The following is a 13,908-nucleotide window of genomic DNA, read 5'->3' as shown; positions in this document are numbered from 1 at the left end:
AGTAAAACACAAAGTTAATTTTTAGTCGATGGGATTAATAACCGGAGTGTTTGAGCTTTGTAAATTTCCTTTACCGCGCTGTATGTACATCTGATACTTTTAATTCCCTCACCGTATTTACCAGTTCCATTACTTCCCATGCGTCTTCAATGCTGAAGTTACCGCTGCGTGTACGCCTTAGTTTTGAAAGATAGGCCCCGTTGCCTAAAGCCGCGCCAAAATCATTCACGAGCGAACGGATATAAGTGCCCTTACTGCACACCACCCTGAAATCAACCTCGGGCAAATCAATACGGGTTAGTTCAAATTCGGTTATAGTGACATTACGCAGCTTCAGTTCCACATCCTCGCCCCGGCGCGCCTTTTCATATAAACGCTCGCCATCAACTTTTATGGCAGAGTGTGCCGGCGGATATTGCCGGATATCGCCAATGAACTGTTCGCAATTGTTACGAAGCATTTCTTCGGTGAGTTGGCTGATGTCGAAACTTTTATCTGGTTCTGTTTCCATATCGTACGAGGGTGTAGTTGCACCCAATACCATGGTCCCGGTATATTCCTTTTCTTCGGCCTGGAAAGTATCGATCTGCTTGGTCATTTTACCGGTGCAGATGATCAACAGGCCGGTAGCCAATGGATCGAGCGTGCCCGCATGGCCAACCTTCAGCTTAAGCGGCTTAAATGAATTGCGGAGTTTGCCAACCACATCAAAGCTTGTCCATTGATACGGTTTATTAACCAGCAGGAGCTGACCCTCAGCAAATTCCTCTATTTTTGTATACGTGTTCTTCAAATCTTTTATTTACACCGGATCAATTTATCCGATTTTTCGCAAAGGTACGATTTTCGGCCCTATTGCCTGACAAGCTATAAATTACTGCGCCGGATCAATCTCTTTTGATATGAGAATGATTCCGGCGCGGCAAAATTAATGTGATATACTTAAATGCTTAAATCGTTTGTAATTGGTGCCCGCTCAAAATTAATCCTATAATAACAGCTCCAACCACGATACGGTACCAGCCGAAAATCTGGAAGCCACGGCGCTCAAGAAAAGTAATGAATGTTTTAATAGCCAGCATGGCAACAATAAAAGCAATGATATTACCTATGGCCAGTAACTTAATTTCTTCGCCGGTAAATACGTGCCCTTCTTTATGGAAATCATATAGTTTTTTTGCAGTTGCCGCAAACATTGTAGGCACCGCCAGGAAGAATGAAAACTCGGCAGCTGCGGTGCGGCTTAGCTTTTGTGCCATACCACCAACAATAGTAGCAGCCGAACGTGATGTACCCGGGATCATAGCTAAACACTGAAAAAAGCCTATTTTAAGTGCCGTTAAATTGCTGATATCCTTTTCTTCTTTAATCACCGGCTTGTTGAACCATTTATCAACAAACAATAAAATAATGCCGCCAACAAACAGGGTAATACCCACGGTAAGCGCGCTTTCCAATAAAGCATCTATCTTTTTGCTAAACAATACGCCAAATATTGCCGCAGGTATAAAAGCGATAAACAGCTTTAAATAAAAATTAACCGATTGCAGGAACCTTCTCCAGTACAGGAACACTACCGATAAGATGGCGCCCAGCTGTATGGCAATAGTAAAAAGCTTAACAAAAGGATCGGCAGCTATGCCCATTACTGATGAGGCAATGATCATGTGCCCGGTTGATGATACAGGCAAAAATTCAGTTATCCCTTCAATAATTGCAAGGATAATAACATGGATGAGATTCATTAGGGGGTCAGGGGGTTGAGGTAGAGGGTATTACAGCAGGTATGCTTTATTTTAAGCACACCTGCTGTAAAAATGAGTTAGGTAATGGATTAATTAGCCGAAGGCTTTTTAAGAATAGCGAAGAAACCCAAGGCAAAGCCGCCCAAAACTACTATTGGAGCAATGACAATTTTAGTGGTGCTGTAAATATCAGTTGTGCCCGACATCAGCACAAAACCGAAGGCCACAACCGCCACGCTGATGATCAGCATACGGTAATTACTTTTATCAAATATAAATTGTACCGGTTGTGCAGGCGTGGTGGCTTTTGCAGCACCGGTGGCTGCCGGCGATGTTGCAGCAGTTGTTTTTACAGGGCCGGCTGGTTTAAATTTTTGTGCCATATATCTTTTTAATGAGTGAATTATTGATTTAGTGAATTAGTGATTGAAAGTCCAGATCAAGCCTTTCAGCTTTACCCTTTCGCCTTTAACCTCTATCTGTACAGATCGTATATCTTTAAACGTAAAAACTTGTTAACCGCTAAAAAGGTACTGAAGCCTGATATAAAAATACCCAGGCCAACAACAACTAAAAACACGATGCCAAACTCGGTATAGTTTTGTAAAAACACCAGGTCGGGTACATTATCATAAGCTACATACAGCGTACCTATCAACAGGATAATCGCGATTAAACCGCCTAATAACCCATGCCAGATTCCGTATAATAAAAAAGGCTTGCGGATAAACCCTTTTGTAGCTCCAACCAACTGCATCGATTTGATCAGGAAACGCTGCGAATAAATGGCCAGCCTGATGGTATTGTTAATCAGCGCTACCGAAAGCACCACAAAGATACCGGCAAAGGTAAGGATGATCAAACTGATGGTAGTTACATTCTGGTTCATTTGATCAACCAGCGATTGCTGGTATTTAACCTCTTTTATCAATGGGTTTTTCAGCAATTCGGCTTTAAACTTTTCAATATCCTTGTTGTTGGCATACTCCGCTTTCAGGTAAACATCAACTGACTGCGATAGCGGGTTATAACCTAAAAACTTTACAAAGTCTTCGCCAAGGTCTTTTTGCAGGTTGCGGGCGGCAAGCTCTTTACTTACGTATTGGGTTTGTTTTACCATTACGTTGCCATCCAACTGTTTTTGAAGTTGCAATACGTCGCTTTCGTGGGCGGCATCATCAACAAAAATATTAAGCACGATATTTTCTTTAACATAGCTCGAAATATTTTTAGCGTACACCAGTATTAAACCCAGCAGCCCTACCATTAACAGCACCATGGCAATACCAAATACAGTTGAAATGTAGATGGTTTTTGTCTTTTTAGAGGATGCGCTTGCTTCAAATTCTTCCATTTACTTTTGTTAGATGTTAGATATCAGACGTGAGATTTGAGACCACTATCCCCCCTCAAGTTAATATCATATTTCTGCGAAAATAAGAAACCCACCCTAAAGGTAAAAGTTTATTGCTTATAAATATCGTTTAATAACGCTTTAGCTTAACAGATTTAACATTTATTAACAACCCACCGTTAATTTTTTTGATTTCGCTGATTGCGTTGATTTTTTTCAACGTCTTAACTGAATTAAATGAATTAATGAATTGCTTTGCATTCGATAAATTCCTTGAATTCTATAGAATTCGAGCTCAGACAGCGTTAGGAGCGGATACCGGCCAATGTCATTAAGTTAAGAGATTGACAAGCTGCACCAGAGGTGCAAAAGGTTTGTAGAAACCATTTTGAATAGATTTTTGGTGTGCCAGCGGTACACAACTCCGGTGTTCCGTACCTCTGGCACGGTTGTTATCGGTATAATATTTTGCTACAAACCTGTTCCCCCTCTGGGGGATTTTCCTTAACTTAATGACATTGGGATACCGGCATTGAGCGTAACGCCTGCAGGCGTATGAGCGGATAGCCCGGCCGAAGGCAACGCCAAAAATGATGACTAACATTAATGTTAGATAACACGTAAAAGCAATAATTAAATAAAAATTAAAAACGATTCATTGAGTCTTTAAAATAAGACATTATAAAACAAGTTCATGTTTAAATTTTGTAAGTACGTAAGCGCAACCTCTTTAGCAGCAGCATTATTAGTTAATTTACCGGCGTCGGCACAGCAAATACCTGCGGCTGAACCCGCCCCGCCAAAAGCCTGGCACCTGCTTGATTTAAAGGAGAGCGGCTTTTATGGCATCAGTTTAAAGCAAGCGTACATGTTTGTACAAGGTAAAAAAAGCAAGCCTGTTCTCGTCGCAACTATTGACAGCGGTGCCGACACCCTGCAAACGGACCTAAAAACGGTGTTATGGGTAAATAAAAAGGAAATCCCGGGAAACGGCATTGATGACGACCATAACGGTTACGTTGACGATATACACGGATGGAACTTTTTGGGCGGCCCGGGTGGTAAAGCCGACTTTACCGAAACTACGGAAGAGGTACGAGAGTACAATAAATTAAAAGGTAAATATGCCTCGGTTACAGATTCGGCCGCTACCAATAAAAAAGAATATGCTTACTGGCTGCGTGTTAAAACGGTTTATGATTCAACAGTAAACAAGGCCAATACCGAAATCGGCCAGCTTTCGCCGGTAATGAACGCATTGATGGTTACCAGCGGGTATATTAAGCGCGGTCTTAATTTACCGGCCAACGGCACTTTTACCCAGGCCGATCTTGTTAAGGTTAAAGCCACTAATGACACCCTAAGCCAAAGCAAATATGTTTGGGAATCGGTGTTTTCGCAGGAGGGAGTGGGTTCTACCAATGCCAAGATCATTAAAGACCTGAGCGAATATCTTGCAAAACTCAATAACGACGTATCGCCGGATCTTACTTCACGTAAGCGCATTGTGGGCGACGACCCTGATACTATGGATGGCAAACCATATGGCAATAACCTGGTAAAATTTGCGGATGCGGCACATGGCACCGGTGTGGCCGGGCTCATTGGCGCGGTGCGTAACAACAATTATGGTATCAATGGCGTGGCCGATAATGTAAAACTGATGATCATTAAGGCCATCCCCAATGGCGATGAATATGATAAAGATGTAGCCAATGCTATACGCTACGCGGTTGATAACGGCGCCAGGGTGGTTAACATGAGCTTCGGGAAAAAGATCTCGCCGCATAAGGAATGGGTAGATGCCGCTTTCAAATATGCTGCCTCAAAGAATGTTTTATTAGTGATGGCTGCCGGCAATGATAACCAGGATATGGATGCTCAGCCCGAATTCCCAAATGATACTTTTTTAGATGGCTCATCGAGCGATGCTGATAACGTGATCAGCGTTGGTGCGTCGGGGCCCAGGATGGGGCAAAACCTTGCCGGTGATTTTTCAAATTATGGTAAAAAAAGCGTGGATATCTTTGCGCCGGGGGTAAAAGTTACCTCCATTACTACCGATGCTGAAATTGATACCGAAGATGGCACCAGCTTTTCATCGCCAATAACGGCAGGCATAGCGGCTTTGATATTGGAGTACTATCCAACCCTGAGTGCTAAGCAGGTAAAAGAGGCTATTTTAAGCTCGGCTACACCGCTAAGGGGCACCATGGTATTAAAGCCCGGCAGCAAAACCGAAAAGGTTGATTTTACAACGCTATCCAAAACCGGAGGTATAGTCAATGCATACAAAGCGCTGCAAATTGCCTCAAAAATGAAGGGCGAGGTTTTATCAAACTAATTCCATAAAGATAGAACAGTGATTTTTGCGTTGCGTAAAAATCACTGTATCCCAACCTTTTACCTTTATCCTTTTACCTTTAACCTTCCCAAAGGGGCAAAATAAAAAAACACTTTCCAGTTATGGTATTTTTCTCTACATTTGCGGGCTAATTGTTGCTCATTGAAATCGCTTAAAAAATATTCGATTCCCTTTACGGGGCTTAAACTTGGGAAACACCAGTTTGAGTATGACATACAGGATGACTTTTTTGATGAGTTTGAATATTCGCTCGTTAAAAAAGCAACCCTGCACTGTGAGGTTGAACTGGATAAGCAGGAAACAATGCTGATCCTGAATTTTAAAATAGACGGCACAATTGATACTACCTGCGACAGGTGTTTATCGCAACTGCCCCAGCAGGTTGATATTACTGAACAGCAGATAGCTAAGTTCAGCGATGAATTGATAGATGAAGACGAGGAGATCATCACCCTTGGCAAAAACGATCATGAGATTGATGTAGCCGGGCTGATTTACGAATACATTAACGTTGCAGTGCCGTTTATATCGGTTTGCGACAACGAGGGTGAAACCCCTTATTGCGATAAAGAAACGCTTGAAAAATTAAATAGTTTTTCGGCAAATGGTGAACAAAGTGAGCAAACAGACCCACGGTGGGATGCGCTCAGGAAAATGAATAAATAATTAATATTAGGATATTATGCCACATCCAAAGCGGAAATTTTCGAAATCAAGGAGAGATAAACGCAGAACGCATTACAAAGCGGAAGCTCCAACTTTAACTACCTGCCAAACTACAGGCGCTGTGCATTTGCCGCACAGGGCATATACTGTTGATGGTAATGTTTACTACAACGGTAAAGTTCTTATTGAGAAAGCAGCAGTAGCATAAGTTTAATTTTCTGAAAATGAAGATTGGCTTAGATATTATGGGCGGTGATTACGCTCCCAAAGCAGCTGTTTTAGGAGCTATCGAAGCGTATAAAACTTTATCTGCCGACCAGAAACTGGTACTTATTGGCGATAAGGAAGTTACAGTAAGTATTCTTCAGGAAAATGGTGTAAGCCCTGATAACTTCGAGTTTGTACATACAACCGAAGTTATTGGCATGGGTGAGCACCCTACCAAAGCTATTGTTCAGAAGCCTGATTCGAGCATATCAGTTGGTTTCCAGCTGTTAAAAAGCGGCGAAATCCAGGCATTCTCATCAGCTGGCAATACCGGCGCCATGCTTGTTGGTGCCATGTTCAGCGTAAAAACTATTCCGGGTGTTGTACGCCCGGCAATGACTACTATTGTACCCAAACTTAAAGGCGGTTTGGGTATTTTGTTGGATGTAGGTGCCAATGCTGATTGTAAGCCTGATGTGCTTGTTCAGTTCGGTGTACTCGGCAGTTTATTTGCACAGGCAGTTTACGATATCAGCAACCCGCGTGTTGCCCTCATGAACATCGGCGAAGAAGAAGAAAAAGGTAATATCCTTAGCCAGGCCACCTACCCATTAATGAAAGCTACATCGTTGTTTAACTTTGTAGGTAATGTTGAAGGACGCGATCTTTTCAGTGAAAGCGCCGACGTTTATGTATGCGACGGTTTTACCGGCAATGTAATATTAAAGCTTGCCGAATCGTTCTATGTTATAACGCGGAAGAAACAGCTAAAGGACGAGTTTTTTGACAGATTTAATTATGAACAATACGGTGGTAGCCCCATATTGGGTGTAAATGCCCCCGTTGTTGTTGGTCACGGCATCTCGAGCCCCGAGGCGATAAAAAACATGGTCCTTTTATCAAGGAACATGGTGGAGAGTAACCTCGTTGATAAAATAAAACAAGCATTCCAGTAATTTTATAAAGATGAGTAAAGTTCATGCCGCTATTACCGCAGTACATGGTTACGTTCCCGACTATGTATTAACCAACCAGGAACTGGAAACGATGGTTGATACAAATGACGAATGGATAACCAGCCGTACCGGTATCAAAGAGCGGCGCATATTAAAAGGCGAAGGCCTTGCTACATCTGATATGGCGGTCCCTGCCGTTACCGAGCTGCTCAGAAAACGCGGCATCGGTGCCGAGGAGATCGATCTTATCATCTTTTGTACTACTACCCCCGATATGATCTTCCCGGCTACAGCAAACCTTTTAGCGCATAAAATTGGTGCTAAAAACGCATGGGGATTTGATTTGCAGGCAGCCTGTTCAGGCTTCGTATACGGTTTAACCACAGGCGCTCAATTTATTGAAAGCGGCAAACATAAAAAGGTGCTGGTTGTTGGCGGCGATAAAATGTCGGCCATTATTAACTACCAGGACCGTGCTACCTGCATCATTTTTGGTGACGGCTGCGGCGCGGTATTGCTTGAACCAAATGAAGAAGGCAACGGCGTTATCGATTCTATTTTAAAAAGCGATGGTTCGGGCAGTCAGTACTTAAACCTGAAAGCCGGCGGCTCATTGAAACCGGCAAGCCATGAAACAGTTGATGCTAAAGAGCACTACGCCTATCAGGAAGGCCAGGCCGTGTTTAAATTTGCAGTAACCAATATGGCCGATGTAGCGCACGAGGTAATGGAACGTAACCACCTTACCGGTGATGATATTGCCTGGCTGGTACCACACCAGGCCAACAAGCGTATTATTGATGCTACGGCAAACCGTACAGGTATCAGCTCAGATAAAGTGATCGTTAACATCGAGCGCTATGGCAATACTACCAACGGCACCATCCCGCTTTGCCTGTGGGAATGGGAAAGCAAGTTTAAAAAAGGGGATAACCTCATTTTAGCAGCCTTTGGCGGTGGCTTTACCTGGGGTTCAGTTTATTTAAAATGGGCTTATTGATTTCGGATGGCAGATTTCAGATGTGCGGATGTGCAAATTCTTATTGAAAAGCATATTTCACATATCAAAAAATTAAAACATCCTTAAGAAGCACCTGTTATCTGCTTATGAACAATGTAAATAACAGGCTATTTATAGTATCCGTTCACTAATTAATCAACATAATAATCTGCATATCTGCACATTTGCATATCTGCACATTTGACTATAACTTAGATATAAACTTTGTCCAAAACCAATTAATCCTTCAACATGGATATTAAACAAATTCAGGACCTTATTCGCTTTGTTTCCAAATCGGGCGTGAACGAAGTATCAATCGAGCAAAAAGATTTTAAGATCACCATAAAAACCAACGAGGTGCAACCTACAGTGGTTCATGCCACTATTCCGGCAGTTACGCAACCTGTTACACAGGCATTACCAACTGCACCGGCTCCTGCGCCTGTTGAGCCTGCTGCACCGGCCGCTCCGGATACATCGAAATACATTACCGTTAAATCGCCTATGATCGGTACTTTTTACCGCTCATCAAGCCCTGATAAGCCTATGTTTGTTAACGTTGGCGATGAAATCAAGCCAGGTTCTGTAGTATGTATCATTGAAGCTATGAAACTGTTCAATGAAATTGAATCAGAAGTTTCGGGCCGTGTGGTAAAAATCCTTGTTGACAACGCCTCACCTGTTGAGTACGATCAACCCCTGTTTTTAGTAGAACCAGTTTAATTGTTAAGTTGATTAGGTGAATGGTTGATTAGGTGAGTGGTTTTACTGCTTTAAAATCAACCTTTCATTGTTTAAGCTTATTAAGTGTTTGATAACCTAATCAACCACTTAACTCAATCAACCATTAACTAACATATACTTATGTTTAAAAAAATATTAATAGCTAACCGTGGCGAAATCGCCCTTCGTATTATCCGTACCTGTAAGGAAATGGGTATTAAAACGGTAGCTGTATATTCAACTGCAGATCGCGACAGTCTGCATGTTCGCTTTGCCGACGAGGCCGTTTGTATCGGTCCGCCGCCAAGCCGCGATTCTTATTTAAATATTCCTAATATCATTTCGGCTGCCGAACTAACCAATGCCGATGCGATCCATCCGGGTTACGGTTTCCTGTCTGAAAATGCTAAGTTCTCTGCCATTTGTGCTGAGTATGGTATCAAATTTATCGGTGCTACTGCCGAGCAGATCAACCAGATGGGTGATAAAGCTTCGGCTAAGGATACCATGAAAAAGGCCGGTGTGCCTATTGTTCCCGGTTCTGATGGGTTGCTTGCCGATGTAAAATCGGGTATTGCTATCGCCAATAAAATAGGTTATCCTGTTATATTGAAAGCTACTGCAGGTGGTGGCGGCCGCGGGATGCGCATTGTTTGGAAAGACGAAGAGTTTGAGAATGCCTGGGACTCGGCCCGTGCCGAATCAGGTGCAGCCTTTGGCAACGATGGCTTATACCTTGAAAAATATGTTCAGGACCCGCGCCATATCGAAATTCAGGTTGTGGGCGATCAGTTTGGCAAAGTATGCCATCTTTCTGAACGTGACTGCTCTATCCAGCGCCGTCACCAGAAACTGGTTGAGGAATCACCTTCCCCTTTCATGACCGAAAAACTCCGTAAAAAAATGGGTGAGGCAGCTATTAAAGGCGCCAAAGCTGTTAAATATGAAGGTGCCGGCACTGTAGAGTTTTTGGTTGATAAAGACCGCAACTTCTACTTTATGGAGATGAATACCCGCATCCAGGTAGAACACCCGGTTACCGAAGAGGTGATCAACTTCGACCTGATCAAAGAGCAAATTAAGGTAGCTGCAGGAATCCCTATCTCAGGTAAAAATTACGAGCCAACAATGCATGCCATTGAATGCCGCATCAATGCCGAAGATCCGTTTAATGGTTTCCGTCCGTCGCCGGGTAAAATAACCAATTTCCACTCTCCGGGTGGTCATGGCGTACGTATTGATACACATGTATATACAGGCTATGTTATCCCGCCAAACTACGATTCAATGATTGCTAAAGTTATTTGCGTGGCCCAAACCCGCGATGAAGCTTTGAGCACCATGGAGCGTGCATTGAGCGAGTTTGTGATAGAAGGCGTGAAAACTACAATTCCATTCCATTTAAAATTATTGAAGGATCCTAACTTCCGCGCTGGTAACTTTACCACCAAGTTTATGGATACATTTGAATTATAAAAATAAATTCAAACTATCTTCATACTATAAAACGTATTTAGCACTATAGCGTTGATACAGCGGTATATATTACAATGAGCGAGAACAAGATCATCAAGGCCATAAAGGATAAAGGGAAAACGTTAGAGGCAGAAATGTCGTTCTTTGATCACCTCGAAGCCCTGAGATGGCACCTCGTAAGAGCTTCGGTAGCAATTGTAATATTTACCGCTGTTGTTTTTTACTACTACGACTGGATCTTTGATACCATTATCATGGGTCCAAGTAAGTCAACCTTCTGGACTTACCGGATGCTTTGCAAAATCGGCGCTGCGCTGCACCGTGATGGTTTTTGCATTGACAAAGTAAACATCAAACTTATTAATACCGAAATGGCGGGCCAGTTTACCCTGCAAATCAACTCAGCATTAATTATCGGCATCACACTGGGCGTCCCATACCTGATATGGGAAATCTGGCGGTTTATTAAGCCGGCCCTGCATGACGCCGAGCGTAAAGCCGCAACCGGCTTTGTGTTTTATGCCTGTGTGCTTTTCTTTTTAGGTATCACTTTTGGTTACTTCGTGATCACACCGATGTCTATTAATTTCCTGTCGAGTTATACAGTGAGTTCGGTTATCCAAAACCTGTTTGATATCGATTCTTATATCTCGTCAGTAGCTACCCTTACCCTGGCTACAGGCGTGGTTTTCCAATTGCCTATCATCGTGTACATATTGGCCAACCTGGGTGTCATGACACCTAAGTTCATGAAGGAAACCCGCCGTTATGCTATAGTGGTGATCCTGGTCATAGCCGCCGTGGTTACCCCCACCCCTGATATGCTTACCATGACCGTAGTTAGTATCCCGCTGTTTGTGTTGTACGAGGTTAGTATAATTGTAGCCGGTCTTGTTGAAAAACGGAAGATCAAAAAAGAACAGGAGTTTGATAAAGCATAATTGCCTTCTTTAAACCGGCAGCATGCTTTTTTATTGAACGAAAACAACAAAAAAGCGAGACTCGCATATTTTCCGGGTAAGTAGTTCCTTTTTTTGAGCATTACAAATTGGCCGGTTTATAACAAATTACTTACCTTTAAAAAGTGATAAAACGTTATACTTTTGATAAATGAAGCAAGGATTAAAAATAGCTATCGGTTCGGACCACGCCGGGTATGATTACAAACAAATTTTAACAGAGGCACTGTCTTCTGTCGAAGTAAAAGATTTCGGCACCTATTCATCCGAATCGGTTGATTATCCTGATTTTGCACATCCTGTAGCGAATGCCGTTGAAAGCGGTGAATGCGACCTTGGGATCCTGATTTGCGGTGCAGCCAATGGCGTTGCCATAACTGCCAACAAACACCAGGGCATCCGCGCAGCCATTTGCTGGAAAGAAGAAATAGCAGTACTGGCCCGCAGCCATAACAACGCTAACATAGTTTGCGTACCTGCCCGCTTTGTTACCCCCGAAGAAGCGAAGGCCATAGTAACTACTTTTTTAAATACTGAATTTGAAGGCGGCAGGCATGCTAACCGTGTGGAAAAGATAGCCTGTGCTTAAGCCGAAGATTGGAGGTTAGAGATCAGAGATTAGTTGGTTTTGTTCCGACTGATGGCTATGATCTATTAACCATGATCCATCAACTAACAACGAACTATTAACTAAAAGAATGAATAAATTACCACTATTGCTCATTGCGCTGGCTTCGGCAACGACGGCCTGTGCCCAGCAGAATGCCACGGCAATGAAATATGCCGGGCTGATAACTGCTGAAGATGCGAAAAAGCACCTGAGCATCCTGGCTTCGGATGCCTTTGAAGGCCGCGAAACGGGTAAACCAGGTGCCGAAAAAGCGGCTAACTATATAGCCGCCGAGTTTAAAAAATTAGGACTTCAGGCTCCTGTTAACGGATCGTACTTTTTTGATGTTCCTCTTACCGAAAATGCGTTAAAAGTAACAGCATTCACCGTTAATGGTAAATCATTTGAGTATGGTACCGATTTTTACTTAGGTGGCGCGTTTCCTGATAAAAGTACATCTGTAAGTGATATCGTTTTTGTTGGCTACGGTACCGATGCCGAAATAGGCAGCACTGCTCTGGCGGGTAAAATTGTACTTTGGATCAACGAAGATAAGCCCGAAGCAGGAGCTACACCAAATACCAGCTATCGCATGAGCAATGCCCGTATGAAGGTTGTAAAAAACTTACAAAGCAAAAATCCGGCTATTATATTAGCTGCTAACCCCGGTATTGCAGCCGCACTGGCCCGCTTTGGAAAAAGCGTAACAAGTCCGCGGCTAACTATTAAAGATGACGCAGCTAAACCGGCAAACACCAATGCCCCTGTGTTTAACATCACTGCCGCATTAGCTGATGAACTGGTAAAACCAACCGGCAAAACTTATGCCGATCTTAAATCTGCCTCAGCAACATCTGCTACTCCTGCAACAGACATTAAAAACAACGTGGTTATAAACTACGCTACTACAAAAAATGATGTAAAAGCGGTTGATGTGTTAGGCTATATGCCAGGTACTGATCTGAAAGATGAAGTGTTGGTATTTTCGGCCCATTATGATCACATCGGTTTAAACCCCGACGAAAAGGCTAAAGATAAAGTAAACAACGGCGCCGACGATGATGGCTCGGGTACTACCGGCGTCCTGGAAATTGCCCGCGCTTTCGCTAAAGCTAAAAAAGACGGCCATGGTCCGCGCCGTAGCATCCTGTTTTTAGGTAACGTTGGCGAAGAGAAAGGTTTATTAGGGTCTGAGTATTATTCAGACCATCCTGTATTCCCGCTGGCTAATACCATTACCGATTTAAACATTGATATGATTGGCCGCGTTGGCGAAGAATACATCGGCAAACCCGATTCCGCAAATTATGTGTACCCCATCGGGTCGGCCATGCTAAGCAAAGAACTGCATGAAATTGGAGAGAATGCAAACAATACTTATACAAAACTAAAACTTGATTATAAGTATGATGACCCAAATGATCCAAACAGGTTTTACTACCGCAGCGATCATTATAATTTTGCAAAACATGGCGTACCAATCATCTTCTACTTCAACGGTGTACACGCTGATTACCACCAGCCCGGCGACGAAGTAAGCAAGATCAATTTCCCGCTGCTGGCCAAACGCGCTCAACTGGTATTTTACACCGGATGGGAGCTTGCCAACCGCGATAAACGCCCTGTAGTGGATGCAGCTGCTGCCGGAGGGAAATAGTGGGTGGTTGATGGGGTTAATTAAGTGAGTAGTTAGCTAACCCGTTTAAGAATATTTTTGTAGAGGCGCATGTGATGCGCCTCTTTTGTTTTAGGAAAATTTCAAATATTATCTGCCCAAAAACAACCACTCACCAAATTTAGAACTTTCTAACATATTATCTGTTCAAAAACAACCACTCACCTAA

14 protein-coding genes are annotated in these 13,908 nt (G+C 43.0%); 10 read left to right on the top strand and 4 right to left on the bottom strand.

Going from position 1 to position 13,908, the window contains the following annotated elements; translation table 11 throughout:
* Positions 1-70 precede the first annotated feature (70 nt).
* From truB to MusilaSJ_RS17515, 4 genes are all read right to left on the bottom strand, one after another.
* The gene (truB, locus tag MusilaSJ_RS17530; protein ID WP_446725146.1) at positions 71-802 is read right to left on the bottom strand and encodes a tRNA pseudouridine(55) synthase TruB; all 732 of its coding nucleotides are present in this window, start codon (positions 800-802) and stop codon (positions 71-73) included.
* A gap of 148 nt (positions 803-950) precedes the next feature.
* Positions 951-1,745 carry an undecaprenyl-diphosphate phosphatase gene (locus MusilaSJ_RS17525; protein WP_274986179.1) on the bottom strand — a complete coding sequence of 265 codons (795 nt, stop codon included), beginning with the start codon at positions 1,743-1,745 and terminating at the stop codon, positions 951-953.
* Positions 1,746-1,834: 89 nt separating this feature from the next.
* A complete protein-coding gene (locus MusilaSJ_RS28015) occupies positions 1,835-2,128 on the bottom strand; it encodes a DUF3098 domain-containing protein (RefSeq protein ID WP_342457012.1) in 294 nt (97 codons plus the stop codon).
* Between the two features lie 92 nt (positions 2,129-2,220).
* Positions 2,221-3,099, bottom strand: a complete 879-nt coding sequence (locus MusilaSJ_RS17515) for a cell division protein FtsX (protein WP_110586228.1) — start codon at positions 3,097-3,099, stop codon at positions 2,221-2,223.
* Between the two features lie 694 nt (positions 3,100-3,793).
* Here MusilaSJ_RS17515 and MusilaSJ_RS17510 point away from each other — a divergent pair.
* The 10 genes from MusilaSJ_RS17510 (at position 3,794) to MusilaSJ_RS17465 (ending at position 13,721) form a co-directional block, all read left to right on the top strand.
* Positions 3,794-5,443: a S8 family serine peptidase gene (locus MusilaSJ_RS17510; RefSeq protein ID WP_274986178.1), complete on the top strand. Its 1,650-nt coding sequence runs from the start codon at positions 3,794-3,796 to the stop codon at positions 5,441-5,443.
* 162 nt (positions 5,444-5,605) lie between these two features.
* Positions 5,606-6,130 (top strand): YceD family protein, encoded by a 525-nt coding sequence (locus MusilaSJ_RS17505; protein WP_274986177.1) that lies wholly within the window; start codon positions 5,606-5,608, stop codon positions 6,128-6,130.
* Between the two features lie 16 nt (positions 6,131-6,146).
* Positions 6,147-6,338: a 50S ribosomal protein L32 gene (gene rpmF, locus MusilaSJ_RS17500; RefSeq protein ID WP_090534782.1), complete on the top strand. Its 192-nt coding sequence runs from the start codon at positions 6,147-6,149 to the stop codon at positions 6,336-6,338.
* A 16-nt stretch (positions 6,339-6,354) separates the two neighbouring features.
* Positions 6,355-7,293 carry a phosphate acyltransferase PlsX gene (gene plsX, locus MusilaSJ_RS17495; protein ID WP_090534780.1) on the top strand — a complete coding sequence of 313 codons (939 nt, stop codon included), beginning with the start codon at positions 6,355-6,357 and terminating at the stop codon, positions 7,291-7,293.
* A gap of 10 nt (positions 7,294-7,303) precedes the next feature.
* Positions 7,304-8,293 carry a beta-ketoacyl-ACP synthase III gene (locus MusilaSJ_RS17490; RefSeq protein WP_274986176.1) on the top strand — a complete coding sequence of 330 codons (990 nt, stop codon included), beginning with the start codon at positions 7,304-7,306 and terminating at the stop codon, positions 8,291-8,293.
* Between the two features lie 252 nt (positions 8,294-8,545).
* Positions 8,546-9,019: an acetyl-CoA carboxylase biotin carboxyl carrier protein gene (gene accB, locus MusilaSJ_RS17485; protein ID WP_274986175.1), complete on the top strand. Its 474-nt coding sequence runs from the start codon at positions 8,546-8,548 to the stop codon at positions 9,017-9,019.
* 141 nt (positions 9,020-9,160) lie between these two features.
* Positions 9,161-10,495 (top strand): acetyl-CoA carboxylase biotin carboxylase subunit, encoded by a 1,335-nt coding sequence (accC, locus tag MusilaSJ_RS17480; RefSeq protein WP_090534775.1) that lies wholly within the window; start codon positions 9,161-9,163, stop codon positions 10,493-10,495.
* Positions 10,496-10,569: 74 nt separating this feature from the next.
* Positions 10,570-11,436: a twin-arginine translocase subunit TatC gene (gene tatC, locus MusilaSJ_RS17475; protein WP_274986174.1), complete on the top strand. Its 867-nt coding sequence runs from the start codon at positions 10,570-10,572 to the stop codon at positions 11,434-11,436.
* Positions 11,437-11,605: 169 nt separating this feature from the next.
* Positions 11,606-12,043, top strand: a complete 438-nt coding sequence (rpiB, locus tag MusilaSJ_RS17470; RefSeq protein ID WP_274986173.1) for a ribose 5-phosphate isomerase B — start codon at positions 11,606-11,608, stop codon at positions 12,041-12,043.
* Positions 12,044-12,152: 109 nt separating this feature from the next.
* Positions 12,153-13,721, top strand: coding sequence for a M28 family peptidase (locus tag MusilaSJ_RS17465; protein ID WP_274986172.1), 1,569 nt, complete (start codon positions 12,153-12,155; stop codon positions 13,719-13,721).
* Positions 13,722-13,908 lie beyond the last annotated feature (187 nt).

The organism is Mucilaginibacter sp. SJ (genome assembly GCF_028993635.1).
Lineage (GTDB): Bacteria > Bacteroidota > Bacteroidia > Sphingobacteriales > Sphingobacteriaceae > Mucilaginibacter.
Note: the sequence above shows the minus strand (reverse complement) of the source record. Positions and strands in the feature narration are given on the sequence as shown.

What these genes read in the sequence shown, in the direction of transcription:
- tatC (WP_274986174.1), top strand. Translation starts at nt 10,570, where the DNA reads ATGAGCGAGAACAAGATCATCAAGGCCATAAAGGATAAAGGGAAAACG.
- MusilaSJ_RS17465 (WP_274986172.1), top strand. Translation starts at nt 12,153, where the DNA reads ATGAATAAATTACCACTATTGCTCATTGCGCTGGCTTCGGCAACGACG.
- MusilaSJ_RS17510 (WP_274986178.1), top strand. Translation starts at nt 3,794, where the DNA reads ATGTTTAAATTTTGTAAGTACGTAAGCGCAACCTCTTTAGCAGCAGCA.
- MusilaSJ_RS17525 (WP_274986179.1), bottom strand. Translation starts at nt 1,745, where the DNA reads ATGAATCTCATCCATGTTATTATCCTTGCAATTATTGAAGGGATAACT.
- rpmF (WP_090534782.1), top strand. Translation starts at nt 6,147, where the DNA reads ATGCCACATCCAAAGCGGAAATTTTCGAAATCAAGGAGAGATAAACGC.
- MusilaSJ_RS17490 (WP_274986176.1), top strand. Translation starts at nt 7,304, where the DNA reads ATGAGTAAAGTTCATGCCGCTATTACCGCAGTACATGGTTACGTTCCC.
- accC (WP_090534775.1), top strand. Translation starts at nt 9,161, where the DNA reads ATGTTTAAAAAAATATTAATAGCTAACCGTGGCGAAATCGCCCTTCGT.
- accB (WP_274986175.1), top strand. Translation starts at nt 8,546, where the DNA reads ATGGATATTAAACAAATTCAGGACCTTATTCGCTTTGTTTCCAAATCG.
- rpiB (WP_274986173.1), top strand. Translation starts at nt 11,606, where the DNA reads ATGAAGCAAGGATTAAAAATAGCTATCGGTTCGGACCACGCCGGGTAT.
- plsX (WP_090534780.1), top strand. Translation starts at nt 6,355, where the DNA reads ATGAAGATTGGCTTAGATATTATGGGCGGTGATTACGCTCCCAAAGCA.
- MusilaSJ_RS28015 (WP_342457012.1), bottom strand. Translation starts at nt 2,128, where the DNA reads ATGGCACAAAAATTTAAACCAGCCGGCCCTGTAAAAACAACTGCTGCA.
- MusilaSJ_RS17515 (WP_110586228.1), bottom strand. Translation starts at nt 3,099, where the DNA reads ATGGAAGAATTTGAAGCAAGCGCATCCTCTAAAAAGACAAAAACCATC.